Origin of the sequence: Mycolicibacterium agri, assembly GCF_002553505.1 — a bacterium.
In the GTDB taxonomy this organism is placed as follows: Bacteria; Actinomycetota; Actinomycetes; order Mycobacteriales; family Mycobacteriaceae; genus Mycobacterium; species Mycobacterium agri.
Genome location: NZ_PDCP01000006.1, coordinates 71,931 through 87,656, shown reverse-complemented (window position 1 = coordinate 87,656; position 15,726 = coordinate 71,931). Strand labels below are relative to the sequence as shown.

17 protein-coding genes are annotated in these 15,726 nt (G+C 66.3%); 9 read left to right on the top strand and 8 right to left on the bottom strand.

The window, feature by feature from the left end; translation table 11 throughout:
* The first annotated feature begins 5 nt into the window (after positions 1-5).
* The 7 genes from CQY20_RS05265 to CQY20_RS05235 all read left to right on the top strand — a co-directional run bounded on the left by CQY20_RS05265 (position 6) and on the right by CQY20_RS05235 (position 7,628).
* Entirely contained in the window at positions 6-680 is a 675-nt protein-coding gene (locus tag CQY20_RS05265; protein ID WP_097938711.1) for an IF2 family translation initiation factor, read from the top strand.
* Positions 673-1,092, top strand: coding sequence for a hypothetical protein (locus CQY20_RS05260; protein ID WP_176604221.1), 420 nt, complete (start codon positions 673-675; stop codon positions 1,090-1,092). Before CQY20_RS05265 ends, CQY20_RS05260 begins: the two co-directional genes overlap by 8 nt.
* Positions 1,089-2,414 carry an APC family permease gene (locus CQY20_RS05255; RefSeq protein WP_097938709.1) on the top strand — a complete coding sequence of 442 codons (1,326 nt, stop codon included), beginning with the start codon at positions 1,089-1,091 and terminating at the stop codon, positions 2,412-2,414. Before CQY20_RS05260 ends, CQY20_RS05255 begins: the two co-directional genes overlap by 4 nt.
* A 137-nt stretch (positions 2,415-2,551) precedes the next feature.
* The gene (locus CQY20_RS05250; protein WP_097938707.1) at positions 2,552-3,511 is read left to right on the top strand and encodes a DUF8129 domain-containing protein; all 960 of its coding nucleotides are present in this window, start codon (positions 2,552-2,554) and stop codon (positions 3,509-3,511) included.
* A 117-nt stretch (positions 3,512-3,628) separates the two neighbouring features.
* Complete coding sequence (locus CQY20_RS05245; RefSeq protein WP_097938705.1) at positions 3,629-4,612, top strand: nitrilase-related carbon-nitrogen hydrolase; 984 nt, start codon at positions 3,629-3,631, stop codon at positions 4,610-4,612.
* Positions 4,613-4,633: 21 nt separating this feature from the next.
* Complete coding sequence (locus CQY20_RS05240; protein ID WP_097938805.1) at positions 4,634-6,244, top strand: amidohydrolase; 1,611 nt, start codon at positions 4,634-4,636, stop codon at positions 6,242-6,244.
* Between the two features lie 10 nt (positions 6,245-6,254).
* Positions 6,255-7,628, top strand: coding sequence for an APC family permease (locus tag CQY20_RS05235; RefSeq protein WP_097938703.1), 1,374 nt, complete (start codon positions 6,255-6,257; stop codon positions 7,626-7,628).
* A 3-nt stretch (positions 7,629-7,631) separates the two neighbouring features.
* Here the strand turns inward: CQY20_RS05235 and CQY20_RS05230 are convergent, their stop codons facing one another.
* The 6 genes from CQY20_RS05230 to CQY20_RS36165 all read right to left on the bottom strand — a co-directional run bounded on the left by CQY20_RS05230 (position 7,632) and on the right by CQY20_RS36165 (position 13,100).
* Positions 7,632-8,759: a YeiH family protein gene (locus tag CQY20_RS05230; protein WP_097938702.1), complete on the bottom strand. Its 1,128-nt coding sequence runs from the start codon at positions 8,757-8,759 to the stop codon at positions 7,632-7,634.
* A gap of 153 nt (positions 8,760-8,912) precedes the next feature.
* On the bottom strand, positions 8,913-9,707 hold the full coding sequence (locus tag CQY20_RS05220) for an SDR family oxidoreductase (RefSeq protein ID WP_097938700.1): 795 nt from the start codon (positions 9,705-9,707) through the stop codon (positions 8,913-8,915).
* 6 nt (positions 9,708-9,713) lie between these two features.
* The gene (locus tag CQY20_RS05215) at positions 9,714-10,715 is read right to left on the bottom strand and encodes a hypothetical protein (RefSeq protein ID WP_097938699.1); all 1,002 of its coding nucleotides are present in this window, start codon (positions 10,713-10,715) and stop codon (positions 9,714-9,716) included.
* A 16-nt stretch (positions 10,716-10,731) separates the two neighbouring features.
* Positions 10,732-12,045 (bottom strand): Dyp-type peroxidase, encoded by a 1,314-nt coding sequence (locus CQY20_RS05210; RefSeq protein ID WP_097938698.1) that lies wholly within the window; start codon positions 12,043-12,045, stop codon positions 10,732-10,734.
* Between the two features lie 10 nt (positions 12,046-12,055).
* Complete coding sequence (locus tag CQY20_RS05205) at positions 12,056-12,616, bottom strand: hypothetical protein (RefSeq protein WP_097938803.1); 561 nt, start codon at positions 12,614-12,616, stop codon at positions 12,056-12,058.
* A 349-nt stretch (positions 12,617-12,965) separates the two neighbouring features.
* Positions 12,966-13,100, bottom strand: a complete 135-nt coding sequence (locus tag CQY20_RS36165) for a hypothetical protein (RefSeq protein ID WP_371871032.1) — start codon at positions 13,098-13,100, stop codon at positions 12,966-12,968.
* 112 nt (positions 13,101-13,212) lie between these two features.
* Here CQY20_RS36165 and CQY20_RS05195 point away from each other — a divergent pair, with 112 nt between their 5' ends.
* Complete coding sequence (locus CQY20_RS05195; RefSeq protein WP_097938697.1) at positions 13,213-13,572, top strand: heme-binding protein; 360 nt, start codon at positions 13,213-13,215, stop codon at positions 13,570-13,572.
* Between the two features lie 4 nt (positions 13,573-13,576).
* On the opposite strand, the gene lysE is transcribed toward CQY20_RS05195, so the two are convergent.
* A complete protein-coding gene (gene lysE, locus CQY20_RS05190) occupies positions 13,577-14,176 on the bottom strand; it encodes an L-lysine exporter (protein ID WP_097938696.1) in 600 nt (199 codons plus the stop codon).
* 146 nt (positions 14,177-14,322) lie between these two features.
* Between lysE and CQY20_RS05185 the strand changes: the two genes are divergently transcribed.
* Positions 14,323-15,360: a S1C family serine protease gene (locus tag CQY20_RS05185; protein ID WP_097938695.1), complete on the top strand. Its 1,038-nt coding sequence runs from the start codon at positions 14,323-14,325 to the stop codon at positions 15,358-15,360.
* 21 nt (positions 15,361-15,381) lie between these two features.
* Here the strand turns inward: CQY20_RS05185 and CQY20_RS34755 are convergent, their stop codons facing one another.
* Positions 15,382-15,522: a hypothetical protein gene (locus CQY20_RS34755; RefSeq protein WP_163700992.1), complete on the bottom strand. Its 141-nt coding sequence runs from the start codon at positions 15,520-15,522 to the stop codon at positions 15,382-15,384.
* Positions 15,523-15,726: the final 204 nt, after the last annotated feature.

Sequence of the window (15,726 nt, the reverse complement as noted above, 5' to 3'; positions counted from 1 at the left end):
CAGCGATGAAAATCACCGACGTTCCGTTCGCGGTACTGCGCGTGCAATACGAGTTGGCCCGCTTTCCACTCCAGATGATCGAGGACCGGGTCGTAGCCCGGTTGGACTCCGATGCGCCGGCGCGGCTGCTGTATGAGCGCTCGATGGGCAAGCTCGATCTGATGGTCGGCGGTGCGCTGGGCGCTCCGGATCTGGAGCGACGCGGCTCGGCGCTGCTGCAGCGCAGTGATGCACTGGCGCGGGCCGCCACGCTGGATGAGGCCGCCGACCGGGCCGAGGCGCAGGCCGATGAAGAACTCGACGAAGCCCGCGCCGCTGCGGCGCAGGTGCGCGAGGAGGCTCCTGCCGAGAAGGAGGAAGCCGTCAAGCAGGCGCGCGTCGCCGCGGCACATCAGAAAGTCGCGGCCATCAAGGACGCCGAAGAACGCGAGAGGGCCGCCAAGAAGCAGGCCGACAACGTCGCCGCGCAGCGCAAGGAGGCCGTCGAATCGGCCGAACAGCAGCAGAAGGACAGGATCAGGGCGTCCGAGCGCAGCGCCGAGGCCGTCGCGCAGGCGAAGGCGTCTGATGCCGCGGACAAGCGCAGCGACGCGGCGAGCAAGATCGCGCAGGCCGACCGCGCCGAGCAGTTGGCCGACGTGGAAAAGCAACGGCGCCAAAGCGAGTCCGACGATGCCTGACCCCCGCCAGCGCGCGATGGAGGCGGCCTCGTCCGGCGCGAAAGTCGTCGGCCGCGTAGTACGCGTTACCCGCAGCATCGGGGAGCGCGCCGCCGAGCGGATCGGCATCGGGCAGCCGAAAGCCGGGCAGGTGCCTGCGAAGAAAGCTCCGGCCAAGAAGGCGCCCGCCAAAAAGGCACCTGAGAAGAAAGCCGCCGCCAAGAAGGCGCCTGCGAAGAAAGCCGCCGCCAAGAAGGCGCCTGCGAAGAAGGGTGCCGTCAAGGTGGCGCCGATCAAGAACGAAGCAACGAGCAAGACGAGTAAGGCGCCCGTGAAGAAGGCGGCGAAGAAGGCCACCAAGGCAACCAAAGCCTCCAAAGCCGTCAGCGTCGTCAAGGCGCCGAGGAAACAACCGCCCCGCACCGGCCGATGACCGCGACTCAGACGGCTTCCGAAGACAAGCTCAAGCGGGACATCACCGGTCCGCTGCTGTTCCTGTTCATTCTCGGCGACGTCCTGGGCGCGGGCGTGTATGCGTTGATGGGCGTGCTCGCGGAGAAGGTCGGCGGTGCGCTGTGGGCGCCGCTGTTGTTGGCGCTGCTGCTGGCCCTGCTGACCGCGGGCTCCTACGCCGAACTGGTGACCAAGTATCCGAAGGCCGGTGGCGCCGCGGTGTTCGCCGAGCGCGCCTTCAAGCTCCCGATCGTGTCGTTCCTCGTGGGGTTCTGCATGCTGGCCGCCGGCGTAACCAGCGCTGCCGGTTTGGCTTTGGCGTTCTCGGGCGAGTACCTCGCGACGTTCATCGACGTGCCCGCAGTGCCCGCCGCGCTGGTCTTCCTCGCGCTGGTCGCCGCGCTGAACGCCCGCGGCATCAAGGAATCTCTGCGCAGCAACATGGTGATGACCGTCATCGAATTCAGCGGTCTGATGCTCGTCGTCGTCGTGGTGGCGATCATGCTCGGCCGCGGCAGAGGCGACGTGGGACGCGTCGTCGAGTTTCCGACCGACACCGCGCCGGCCATCGCCATTCTCAGCGGCGCCATCATCGCCTACTACTCGTTCGTCGGCTTCGAGACCTCGGCCAATGTCGTGGAGGAGATCCGTCAGCCCAGCAAGGTCTACCCCCGCGCCCTGTTCGGCAGCCTGGCGGCCGCGGGCGCGGTCTACGTGCTGGTCGGGTTGGCCAGCTCAATTGCATTGCCGCCCAGTGAGTTATCGGCGTCGTCCGGCCCGCTGCTGGCGGTGGTGAACGCGGCCGGGGCGGGAATACCGGAGTGGGCGTTCAGTTTGATCGCGTTGATCGCGGTCGCCAACGGCGCTCTGTTGACGATGGTGATGGCCAGCCGGCTGGCCTACGGCATGGCCGAGCAGCGCTTGCTGCCCGCTGTGCTGGGCAGGGTGCTGCCGAACCGGCGCACGCCATGGGTGGCCATCCTCGCGACGACCGCGGTGGCCATGGTGCTCACCACTGTGAGTGGTTTGGCCACGCTCGCCGAAACCGTTGTCTTGCTTCTGCTTTTCGTCTTCATCGCCACCAACCTCGCGGTGTTGGTGCTGCGGCGACAGACCGTCGAGCATGATCACTACCGGGTTTGGACGTTCGTCCCCGTGCTCGGCGTCATCTCGTGCCTCCTGCTGCTCAGCCAGCAGAGCGCGCAGGTGTGGCTGTTCGCGGCCATCCTGCTGGCCGTCGGCGCCGTCCTGTTCGCCGCCGCGCGCTGGTCTGACAGCCGTCGCGCAGCGAAAACCCCGTAATCCCCGACATTTTCAAGATCGCTGGGGTGACCAACCCGACACGTCTACGCGTTTAGCGGCCAACGCCGTTCGGGTAGCCAGACAGTGGTGCACCTCGCGCCGACACTTCAAGTCAACGCTGAGGAAGAAAGACGTATATGACAACCACGACATCGACATTGTTGGCGCAGTTGCGCGCCATCCTTGATCTGACGAATACCGAAATCCAGGTCGCCGAAACGCGATTGGTGCAGGCGCGCACCGAGGCGGTGCGACGTGAACTCTCGCAGAACGCCGAAAACGGCCGCGAACGCGCCGAGGCCATCGAACAGGCGATCCGCGATCTCGGCGGCTACCCCGACGTGATCGGGCCGTTCATCGGCCGTGCGGCCGCGGCGGTCAAGGCGCTCACCGAGCAGGCGCAGCCGTTCGACGAGGCGCTGCTCGGGGATCTGGCGCTCGAGCACCAGCTGCTCGACCGCGCCCGCTACCTGAAGGCGCTCGCGGTCGCCGCCGACAAGAAGGACGTGCAGGCGCTGGCCGAGCGGTTGATCACTGCGCATAGCGCAACCGTTGAGTGGCTGACGACGGTGCTGGCCGAGGACGCTCTCGGTGGCCCTGCCGCGCTGCGACGCACGCCGCTGCAGGCCGCGACCGGTGCGGCCGTGCGGCTGGCGTATGTGCCGATGACGTGGTCGGTGCGCGGACTGGACAAGGCCATCGACACCGTGCGCTCGGGGCCGCCGACGGTCAGCGAGCTGCTGAACCGCAGTGCGCAGGCCCGCGACGTGGCACGCAAGACGCTGACGGCGACGCGGGACGCGGCGCTGGAGACCGCCGAGAAGGTTGTTCGCGGTGAAGGGGCCGACGGCACCGCCGATGCACTGCACACCGTGCGCAGCGCCACCGGCGTGCTCGACGCCGACGAACTGCCGATCGCCGACTACGCCGACCTGAACGTGGGTCAGGCCGTGGCCGCCATCAAGGATCTCGACGACCCGGCCGACATCCGCACGATCATCGCGTACGAAGAGGCGCACAAGAACCGGCAGGGAGTGATCTCTGCAGCTCAGACACGCCTTGCCGACATCGCCAAGGACGTCGTCGGCATCAACTGACCTCCTCTGACGAAGGCCCCGGCGGTAGCTACCGCCGGGGTTTTTCGCATCTGCTTGCGAACGGAAGAATGCGGGGTCAAACTAACGAACGCCTTTTCGCTTTAGGAGCGTTCATCCGTGATCACACTGACGTCTGATGCCGCTGAACCCCTGTCGCGCAGCACGTCGTCGCAGCGCGCGCCGCTGCGGGTCGGACTCGTTCAGCACCGATGGCGCCCCGACGCCGAGGAGCTGGCGCACGCGCTGCGCAGCGGCATCGACCGTGCGGCGGCCGAAGGGGCCCGGATCGTCTTCCTGCCCGAAATCACCCTGCTGCGCTATCCCGCCGACCGCCCCGCCGGACCCAATCCCGGCGCCGCGGCCGAGGACCTGACCGGCGGCCCGACCTTCGCGCTTGCCGCCGATGCCGCCGTCGCCAACGGCATCTACGTGCACGCCTCGCTTTACGAGAAGGCGCCCGCCGAAGACGGTTTGGGCTACAACACCGCGATCCTGGTGTCGCCGGCGGGCGAACTGGTCGGCCGCACCCGCAAGATGCACATTCCGATCTCGGCCGGCTACTACGAAGACACCTACTTCCGCCCGGGTCCCGCCGAGGACGACCCGTACCCGGTGTACGCGCCCGACGGTCTCGACGCCCGCATCGGCATGCCGACGTGCTGGGACGAGTGGTTCGGCGAGGTGGCCCGCTGTTACTCGCTCGGCGGCGCCGAAATCGTGGCCTACCCAACGGCAATCGGTTCGGAGCCGAAGTTCCCGAGCTTCGACACCCAGCCGCTGTGGCAGCAGGTGATCGTGGCCAACGGCATCAGCAACGGCCTGTTCATGGTGGTGCCCAACCGCACCGGTGACGAGGGCGCGCTGTCCTTCTACGGCTCGTCGTTCATCTCCGATCCCTACGGCCGCGTGCTGGTGCAGGTGCCCCGCGACGAGGAGGCGATCCTCGTCGCCGACCTCGATCTCGACCAGCGTCGCGATTGGCTGGCGCTGTTTCCGTTCCTGCTGACCCGCCGGCCCGACAGCTACGCCGCGTTGACCGCCCCCGTCGATCCGGCCCGGCCGTACGGCACAGGCCACGCGCCGACATGCGTCGTCAAGTGATTCGCACGTAGGGTGCCGCTGGTGAGCGCGACGATATTCAAAAACGGTGTGATTTGGACCGGATCGGCCGGCGACACGACCGCGCTGCTGATCGATGACGGGGTGGTGCAGGCGCTCGGCGACGACGCGGTGGCGTTGGCCAAGGATGCCGACGAAATCGATCTCGGCGGCGGCTTTCTGGGACCGTCGTTCGGCGACGGCCACGCGCATCCGCTCTACGGCGGTCTGGAGAAAGCCGGCCCCGAGGTGCGGCCGTGTCAATCTGTCGACGAAATCGTCTCGGCGGTAGCCAAATTCGCTGCCGAGCATCCCGACGACGAGTGGATCATCGGGGCGTCCTACGAAAGCAGTCTGGCACCGGGCGGGCTGTTCGACGCGCGATGGCTGGACGCCGCGGTGCCCGACCGGCCGGTAGTGCTGGGGGCCTGGGACTACCACACGATGTGGTGCAATTCGGTTGCGCTGCAGCGCGCAGGCATCACCGCGGACACGCCCGATCCGGTGCTCGGCGAGATTCCGCGTCGTGACGACGGTTCGGTGCTCGGCACGCTGCGCGAATGGGGCGCGATGGATTTGATGAAGGCCGTCATGCCCGCGCGCGACGAGAACGTCCGGGTCGCGGCGCTGGGTACCGCCGCAGACTACTACCTGGCGCGCGGCGTGACCTGGGTGCAGGACGCCTGGGTCGAACCCGCCGATGTCGACACCTACATCGAGGCGGCGCGCCGCGATGCGCTTCGCATGCGGTTCAACCTCGCGTTCTATGCCGATCCACGCTACTTCGACTCGCAGGTAACGACTTTCGCCGACGCGAGACGCCGCGTCGACGAGGCCGGATCGCCGCTGTTGACGGCGCAGACGGTGAAGTTCTTCGCCGACGGCGTCATCGAGAACGAGACAGGTGCGCTGCTGCAGCCGTACTGCACCGCGCTGCACAACCACGGGATGCAGAACTGGGAGGGTGACTCGCTGGCGGAGGCGGCGCGCCAGGTCGACGAGTTGGGCTTCCAGATCCACATCCACGCGATCGGTGACGCGGCGGTGCGTCAAGCGCTGGACGCGATCGAACATGTCAGGCGACGCAACGGCCCGCGCGACCGCCGACCCGTGATCGCACACGCACAACTGGTCGACGACGCCGACATCGGCAGATTCGCTGCGCTCGGCGTCATTCCGAACATGCAGCCGCTGTGGGCGCAGCTCGACGCGTTGATGACGGTGCTGACGGAGCCGCGGCTCGGCCCCGAACGCACCGCCAAGCAGTACCGCATCCGCAGCCTCGAAGAGTCCGGCGCGCCTTTGGCATTCGGCTCCGACTGGCCGGTGTCGTCGGGTGCACCGCTGGACGGCATCTCGGTGGCTGTGTCGCGGCAGACCGTCGACGGCGAGCCCGACGGCGGTTGGACGCCCGACGAGATACTGCCGATCGAGCCGGCGCTGAGCGCCTACTCGGCGGCCGTGGCCTACCAGGCGTTCGCCGACGCGCAGTGGGGCGAGCTTGTGCGCGGCGCGAGCGCCGATCTGGTCTGGCTGGACCGTGACCCCAGGACCGTTGCAGCGCTGGAACTCCCGGCGCTGAATGTTCGTGCCACGTATCTGCGCGGCAGGCCGGTGTACACCGCCACCAAGTAGAGGAGAGTCGATGTCGTCAACCGCGTCAGTGGATCCCACGGTCCCGCCGCCGTCATCGGAGCAGGAGGGCCAACTCCTTCGAGTCCTCGGCACACCGTCGCTCGTGCTGTTCGGGATGGTGTACATGGTGCCGCTCACCGTGTTCACCACCTACGGCATCGTCACGCAGGTCACCGGCGGGCGGGTGCCGCTGGCGTATGTGGTCACCCTGGCCGCGATGGTATTCACGGCGCGTTCGTATGCCCGCATGTCGACGGCGTATCCTATTGCGGGCTCGGCATATACCTACACGCAGAAATCCTTCGGCGCGCCCATCGGCTTCCTCGCCGGGTGGTCGCTGTTGTTGGACTACCTTCTCCTGCCGATGCTGAACTACCTCGTCATAGGCATCTATCTCAACGCTGCGATCCCCGAAATTCCCCAGTGGGTGATTGTCCTCGTCACGATCTTGATCGTCACGGTGCTCAACATCGTCGGCATCGTCAACGTGGCGCGGGCGAACTTTGTGATCATCGCGGTGCAAGCCATCTTCATCGCGGTATTCATCGCGCTGGCCTGCATCAAGCTGTCCGGGTACGGCACAGTGGATTTCATGGCTCCGCTGCGCGGAGACGGCACCGCCGGTGGCTTCCACCCCGTCCTTGCGGGTGCGGCCATCCTGTGTCTGTCGTTCCTCGGATTCGACGCGGTCTCAACCCTTTCGGAGGAGGCAAAGGATCCGAAACGGACGGTGCCGCGGGCCATCATGATCGCGACCGTCGCGTCCGGGATCATCTTCATCATCCTGTCGTACGTCTCGCAGCTGGTGTTCCCGTCCAATCACTTCGCCGACGTCGACGCCGGATCGCTCGATGTCATGATGACAGCGGGCGGCAAGTTCCTGGACACCTTCTTCACCGCGGCGTATGTGGCGGGCGCGCTGGGTTCTGCCATCACGTCGCAGGCTTCGGTGGCTCGCATCCTGTATGCGATGGGGCGCGACGGCATTTTGCCGCGCAAGATCTTCGGCTATGTCGCGCAGCGGTTCGGCACCCCGGCATACGCGATCCTGGTGGTTTCCGTCATCTCGCTGTTGGCCCTCGTCCTCGGTCTGTCGAGGCTGGCGGAGATCGTGAGTTTCGGTGCGCTGGTGGCGTTTTCGGCGGTGAACTTGACGGTGATCAAGCACTACTTCGTCGAGGCGGGCGAGCGCGGTGGTGCCGGCGTGTTCAACAACGTGGTGCTTCCGGGTATCGGCTTCCTGCTCACCGCCTACCTGTGGTTCAGCCTCTCGAGCGTGACGCTGGTGGTCGGGCTGATCTGGCTGGCCGCCGGATTCATGTGGCTGCTCGCGGTGACTCGCGGATTCCAACGGCCCACACCGGTGCTCGACATCCAGGAGTAGCCGTTATCCCACGGTGAAGTTGCCGAACAGGACGGTGGCCAGGCCGAGCGCGACCACGATGTTGACGACGGTGGCCGAGGCGAACAGCGCGATCGGCCGCCATCCCGCCTCGCGCAGGCCCTTCACCGAGAACTCGAGACCGATCGAGACGAACGCGAAGTTCAAGAACCACGTCCGCAGATCGTTGACCGTCGCGATCTGGGCCTTGCCGTCGGCGACCCACTGCAGATACAGCGTGCCGATGATCGAGGCGGCGATGAAGCCGAGCACGAACTTCGGGAATCGGTCCCAGAACTGGCCCAGCGTTGGACGGGCCTCCTGCGCGCTTCGGCGCTCGACCTTCAACGCAAAGTACGCCGTCAGCGCGATGGCGACCACACCGATTAAGGCGTTCTGCGTGGTCTTGACGATGGTGGCGATCTGCAGCGCGTTCTCTCCGGCGATGGCGCCCGAGGCCGCGACGGCGGCTGTGGTGTCGATGTTGCCGCCGATCCACGCGCCCGCCACCGCGTCGGACAGTCCGAACACGTCGGCCAGCCATGGCAGCAGGAAGATCGATGGCAGCGCGAACGCGATCACCAGCGACGCCGCGTAGGCGAGTTGCTCCTTCTTGGCCTGGACCGCGCCCGCTGCGGCGATCGCGGCGCTCACCCCGCAGATCGACACCGCGGAGGCGAGCAGCGCCCGCAGCTTGTCGTCGAGCCCGAGCCGCCCACCGAGCCACCACGTAAAGCCGAACACGATCGTGATCAGCAGCAGGGCCTGAACGATCGCCGGTGCTGCCGCGGTCACCAGCACCTTGAGATTGATCGACGCGCCGAGCAGCACCAGACCCGTCTTGATGAAGAATTCCGTGCGGAACCCGCGAGCCAGCGCGTCGCGCAGGGCGAGCTTGGTCACGATGACGTTGCCGAGCAGGCCCAAAGCGATGGCGTAGACCGGAAATTCGATCGACTTGGCGACGCCCGCAAGCCGTGTGCCCGCCGCCCACGCCGGCACCTGCGCCTCCAGGAACCGAGTCAGCGCGCCGAGCGCGACAACGACGGCCACGCCTGCGATCGCGTATCCGAGGACGGGTTTGCCTTCGGTGGTTTCGGCCGCGCCGGCCCGCTCGTCGGTCCGCTCGGTCACGGGATCACGCTCCCCGGAATCGCGCCGACAAGCACCAGCGCCAACAACGTCAGGCCGACGATGACCGCGAGCCAGTCCTCATTCATGCGGGCAAACGCTAGGGAGGCGTGCCGCGGTCGGGAAGGGTTGCGATCAGCCAGAATCGAAACGGCGCTACATGCCCGAGACGTGCTTGTTGAGCAGCCGCTGCAGCCACAGCGGGAGCCGGGCGGACAGTGCCGACGCTTTCGTCTGCGCGCCCACCGGGAAGTGCACCTGATGGATGACGCGGCGCAGGAGCGGCGGGTCGACGGCGGCGACGATCGCGTCGGCGACGTCCTGGGCGGTCAACCGAATGCCGAGCGACTCGGTGGTGCCGGTGTGGACGTTCTCGGTCATTGCGGTGTTGACGTACAGCGGCCAGATGGCGATGACGCGGATGCCGTAGCGGCTCCATTCCAGATCGAGCGCCTCGGTGATGCCGCGCACGAAGAACTTCGTGGCGCTGTAGGTGGCGAGTTCGGGCTGCCCGTAGATCGCGGAGGCCGACGCGAGATTGACGGCCACCGAGCCGGGCGTCGACCGCAGGTACGGGAAGGCGGCGTGCAGCCCGTTGACGACGCCTTTGGCGTTGATGTCGATCTCGGCCAGCTGGGCCTCGAGCGCGATGTCCTCGAAGCGCCCGGCTCGCAGGATGCCCGCGTTGTTGATCATCACGTCGAGACGATTGCCGGCCGCATCGGCGAATTCGCCTACCCGCTGCGCCATCTCGCGTGAATCGGTGACGTCGAGATGGCTGACGACGGGTGTCCCGCCGCGCGCGGCGACGTCGTCGGCCAACGACTGCAGGCCCGTCTCGTCGATGTCATAGCCGCCGACGGTGTAACCCTTTGCGGCGTAGGTCAGCGCGGTGGCGCGGCCGATCCCGGCGGCTGCACCGGTGATGAAGACAGCCTTGGCGGTGGGCATGCCTCATCATCGCATCGTGGCCAGGTTCTGCCACAGGCTCTTCAGGCTGTCGGTGCCGCCGAACAGCGTGGTGAAGTGGGTGGAGTCGATGAGCAGGATGTCACCTGCGCGCTGCCCGGTCGGCGGCATCCAGATCAGCGCATTGAATTCGGTGTCACCCGCGTCGGTGAACGGATGAGGCCGGTTGGGGTCGACGCGTTGGCGGCCGAGCACGTGCAGACCGTCGCCCTCGGGAGCGGTGAGCGCGTAGTGCGGCAGGTGGGGGTGGAAGTTGAAAGTGGTGACGTTGTCCAACAGTCGCGGGGTGTCGAGGTCGCGGATCGCCGTCAGCGGCGCGATCTGCTTGGTGCCTTCCACGACGGCGGGGCGCAATCCCCACGTGTTGTGCACGGGCACGCGCAGCGCCTTCATCAGTGAGCGGGTGTACTGCCCGAACCGCTGCTGCCGGGGCACCAGACGGTCGCCATGGTGTTCGTACTCGACCTGCCGTTGCGCGAAGTCGTCGGTGAAGCCGACATCGTGGTGGGGCGCCAGCAGCAGGCAGGTGCCCTCGCGCTTGAGCCACTCGGTGATTGCGTCGACTTCCTCGGGGGAGGCCTCCTGTTCGGAGAGCAGATGGTCGAGGCCGAACACCATGAGCGTGTCGGTGTCGGCCAGGATCCGCTCGTCGATCGGCAGCTTGTAGCCGGCCTGATCGATGCGCTGGAAGACTGCGACGGGCTGGCCGGTGGCTTCCTCGACAAGTTGTTGGAACGCCAGCGTCGACCGATGAAACAGCTCGAGCGTGCCCGCGATCCCCTGCAGGAAGTTGGCGGCGTCGTACTCGGGGGTTTCGTAGGCCGGCCATAAGACGTTGCGGACCTCGGTGATGGTGGAGAAGCGGTTCTCGATCACCGCGGGATCGCGTTGCGACTCCCAGGGATAGCTCCACGTCCAGTAGATGCTGACGCGGCGCCCACCGGTGTGGGGTCGGGGGATATGGCTCTGGTTGTAGGTGCGAGCGCGCATGATGACCTTTCAGTTTCTACAGCGAGGCCAGGTAGCGCATCGCGTTCATCCCGGGAAGAAAGAAATACGCGCCGCCACGCAGTGTCGTGAAAGCCGGAATGCCTTTGTGCACTTTGCGAATAGGGCGTTTGGGAACGGTGAAGTCGAGGGTGCCGTCCTGGGTGCCGCAGATCGGGTCGTGCTCGTTGCCGAGTTCGTGGAAGGCTTTGTCGTTGATCCACACGTTCTGCGCGAATTCGAACTGACGCACGAGGTCGGCGCAGATGATGAAGGCGGCGATGCCGCGGTCGACGCCATCGTCGGGCGCGCCCTCGGGCAGTGCGGGCCCGTAGGTCGCACCCCGGCGGATCATCCTACGACGGTTGATGTAGTGCGCAGTGTCGCGGGGGTTGAGCCTGCGCGCATGCGAACCGAGCGGGCACGCGTACCCGAACGGGTCCATCTCCTTGTAGTTGAAGTCGTTGTTGCGCAACGGGTCCGATCCGAGCACCGGATCGTCTTTGCCCGGCGCCAAGACCAGTGGCGCGCCACTGCGCCACCTGCCCATGAACTTCGCCGCCAGGAGTTCCTGGTCTTCGGCGGTGTCGGCGTGTTGTTTGAGATAGTCGCGGAAGGCCGCGACGTGTTCTTGCAGGCGCCGGTAGGCCATGTAACTGCCATTGCGGGACAACACCGTTGGCTCGGGAAGATTGGCGACCGGACCGTTCTCGTCGGGATAGCCGAGGATGAACTCGCCGGGTTCCAACGCCGCCCCCGAGCCGGGAGTCGGTTCTTCACCGGAACCCTTCATCACCGGCTGGGACAGTCGGTCGCGGAAGCCGAAGTGGTCGTGGGCGTAGTTGAAAGGCGGTGTCGCGTTCAGGTCGAGGTGCGAGATGCTGCGCACTCCGGGCGTTCTGGCCAGCAGCTTGTCGTGCTCGTCGACGGAGCGCCGGCATTGTTCCTCGCTGCGCGAGAACAGGATTGCGATCGCGTGCAGGTCATTTCCTGCGAGGCCGCCGACCCAGTGCTCTGGCGCGCTGGCTCCGGTGTCGCCGAGGATGTCGGCGCGCGAGGCCATGCCGGTTCGGAACTCCTCCGGAAATGTCTGCAGCGATTCGTCGGGGACACCGAGGGCTTTGAGCCCAGTCCAGGTGAACGCCAACGTGACCCAACGGTGGGTGTCGTCCATCGTGTCAACGGCGTCGGCGGCCGACTGCGTCTTGTCGAGCAGTTCAGACAACCACGCCTGCCCGCCCGCGGGCGTCTCGAAGGACAGGAACTCGTAGCGGCCTGTGAGGGCTGGTGTTCTCGTCAGCAGGATGTGCTGGATGTCGTCGAGTTCAAGCACCGGTGCCGGCTCATTGCATCTGGTCGAGCATGTCGGAGAAGGCTGCCTTCAGGCGAAGCGCCTTCTTGATCTCGTCGGCGGTCACATACGGGTATTCGCCGTATTCCAGGAAACTGGGCACCTGGTGGTCACGGACGAACGCGATAAACGCCTCGGGATTTTCCTTCCAATCTTCCGGAAAGCCCTCGAGGTTGGTGAACACCGTGGTGATTCCGGTCTGGCTGAACAACTGAACGGCGTCTTCGGTGTATTTGTCGAAGTCGGTGTCGAAGATGCCTTGGTACTGGAAATGCAAGCCCGAGCCGACGTCGAACAGTACCCACCGCAGATAGTGCAGCCGCAACGGTGCGAGCACATCAGGGCTGGCTTTGATGGCATCTTCGATCTGCTTGCCGTAGGCGCGCACCGCCTCCTCGCGGCCCTCTTTCACCTTGGCGATGATCGAGAACCCGTGGCAGGCCGGTGTCCTTGGGAAGACGGGACCGTATCGTCCCCGCTCGAGTTTGAAGTAGCCCTCCTCGGGGATGGCCATCGCCGCTGGCTTGCTCCAGTCATTTTCATTCGCGGCCATGATCATCCCTTTTTCGGCCCCCATGTGGAGCACGACGTTAGCACCGGGGCAAGTGCATTAATGGCGATTGGCGAAGGGGCAGCGGTGATTTTCGCCGTCTTCAAAACCGTTGCCACGACAGGAAGGAGAGGCTGTCATTACCGCCATATGAATGCAAACTATGCAACGTCTTAAATTGCGGATTTGCCTCGGCCGCCGACGCATGCGCATAGTGTTCGCCGATATCGGCCATGCTCCGAAAGGGGGCCGCGATGTGGACCTCGAGGTGTCTAATGACGATGGGGCTGGCTACGGTAGCGGCTCCGATCGCGATTGTTGTCGGCGCGGCGCCGGCCGCGGCTGACTGTAACTACGCGGGCGGGTCCACGGTCTGTGCGCAGGGCACCGTGCGCGGCGCCGACGGCGTGCCGAGGGCCGCCACACCCGTCGTGCCGTATCCATGCGAATACGACTGGTACTGCGGCACCGAATGGGATCTCGACATCTCCTGGGATCCTGGCCGGCCCGACAGGCCAGATCGCCCCGGCGGGGGCGGAGGCATTGGACCGCGTCGTTGAGAAGCGGCGAACCGTCAACCAAACGATGAAGGAGCCAACATGTTGCTCTCAACACGCCCCGTGATCGCGGGAGTGATCGGCACCGGAGCCGTTGTCGGCGCGCTGCTTTCCGGCGCCGCCGTCGCTTCCGCGCAGCCGCCGGAGCCGCCGCCTTGCACGGCCGCTGAACTGGCGCGGGTGATGTCAGGCGTCACGTTCGAGACGTCGAACTACCTCACCACTCATCCCGAGGTCAACGACTTCTTCACCAGCCTCAAGGGACAACCGAAGGATCAGCTCGGTGAGCAGGTGCGTACCTACCTGGACGCCAATCCGACTGTCCGAAGTGATCTTCAGGCGATCAGGCAGCCGTCGGTCGACTTCCGGAATCGCTGCGGAGTGCCGCCGGAAACACCCTGACGGATCACGAGGCGAGCATCGCGACGCCGAGTCCGACCATCGTCGCCGCGATAATCCCGTCCAGGATGCGCCATGTCATCGGTGTGGCGAACAACCCCGCGAGCCGTCGCGCGCCGAGGCCGAGGCTGAAGAACCAGACCGCGCTTGCGGTGACCGCCCCGACGCCGAACAGCCAGCGGCCGTCCTGGTGTTCGTTGGCCAGGGTGCCCAGCAGCACGACGGTGTCGAGGTAGACGTGCGGGTTGAGGAAAGTCATTGCCGCACAGGTCAACAGAACTCCGGTCAGGCGCGCGGGGGCGTCGTCCGACGGCTTGAGCGACGAGGGACGCCAGGCCCGGCGCGCCGCCAGCAGGCCGTAGCCGAACAGAAACAGCGCGCCGCCGAACTTGGCGATGTGCACTGCGCCCGGGTGCGCGTTGATGAGCGCGCCGACGCCCGCGATGCCGGCGGAGATCAACACGATGTCGCTGACCGTGCACAACGCGATCACCGGCAGCACGTGCTCGCCGCGGATGCCCTGACGCAGCACGAAGGCGTTCTGCGCTCCGATGGCGGCGATCAGCGTGAAGGAGGCGATGAAGCCCACGATCAGCGGCGAGGTCATGCCATCGACGTTAAAAACGAAGCGCTGATCAGTAAAGCTAAAGATGTTGAAGGATCATTAGCCGTTCTTATGTGTAGGACTGCGCATCGACATTCGGAATGGCGAGGTGGTGGTCTAAGGCCGTCGTGGTGGGGTAAATACGGCTCATGAACCGCATTCACTTTGCAACCGTCGCGCTGGTGACGGCGCTCGGCGTGACGTCGTGCAGCACAGCAGAGCAGCCCTCGGGATCTCCCGAGCCCACTTCTGAGCGCCAGGCGACCACGACCACCACGTCGCCCGCCCCGCCTTCGATCGCCGGCTTCGCCGATCTGGTGGAGCGGCTCAGCCCCAGCGTGGCGACCGTACGCCGGGATGGGGGTGTCGGCAGCGCGGTCGTGCTGCGCGACGACGTCGTCGTCACCAACGCGCACGTGGTCGGCAACGCCGGCGAGGTCACTCTGGAATTCGCCGACGGCACCAGCTCGCGCGGAGAGGTGCTGGCCACCGACACCGTGACCGATCTCGCGGTGGTGCGCTCGGAGCGCAAGAACCTGCCGGTGCCCGAGTACCGCGCTGAGCTGCCGAGGGCGGGCGAAATCGCCATCGCCATCGGCAGTCCGCTGGGATTCGAGAATTCGGTGACCGTGGGTGTCGTTTCGGGCCTGCACCGCGATATCCCGGGTGCGGCCGCACAGAGCGCGTCGCTGGTGGATCTGATTCAGACCGACGCGTCCATCTCTCCCGGGAACTCGGGAGGGGCGCTTCTGGATTCGAATGGTCGCGTGATCGGAATCAACGAGGCCTACATCCCGCCCGAAGTGGGCGCGGTGTCGATAGGATTCGCGATCCCGTCGGCCACGGTGCTGGATGTGGCCGAGCAACTGCTGGCCAAGGGGGTGGCCACCCATCCATATCTCGGCCTGTCGCTCAGCCCGGTCACTCCGTCGGTGCGGCGCAGCCTTGGCGTCCGCAGCGAAGAGGGGGCGCTGGTGCTTGCCCTGGACCGGGCCGCACCCGCCGCCGAAGCGGGCGTCCGGCCCGGCGACGTCATCGTCGAGTTCGCCGGTCAGCCCATCAAGTCGGTGGAAGACCTCCTCGCGGCACTCCGTAGGACTGCCCCTGGCTCGCAGCAGCCGCTCGTGCTCGAGCGGGGCGGCCAGCGTCAGGAGGTGACCATCACCGTGGGGTCGCGCACGGGATGACCGGTTAGGCCGGGAAACGGCTTATGCGTCGACGGGCTCCTTGTTGGCTGGGCGGTCAGCATCATCGAGCGCGTTGAGCCGGGCGAGCAGGTCGGCCTGCCGCGCCTCCAGTTCCCGAATCTTGCTGTGCGCCTTTTTCAGTCGCCTGTGCAGGGTGCTCAAAGTCGGTGCTGTAGGTGACATTCGATCCTCCTGTGTGCCTGTCATGCCGTGGCGGCGAGCTCGCGCCGTCGGTCGCCGCGCTGTTTGGCAACCGGGCGCTGCCGCCTTCGGGCGGTGATCCATCAAGTCGTCGGGGACTTCGATGCCGGGATAAGGACGCCGCGAGGCCACGTCGCGCCGCCGACGGACGCCGGCGCGACGCCT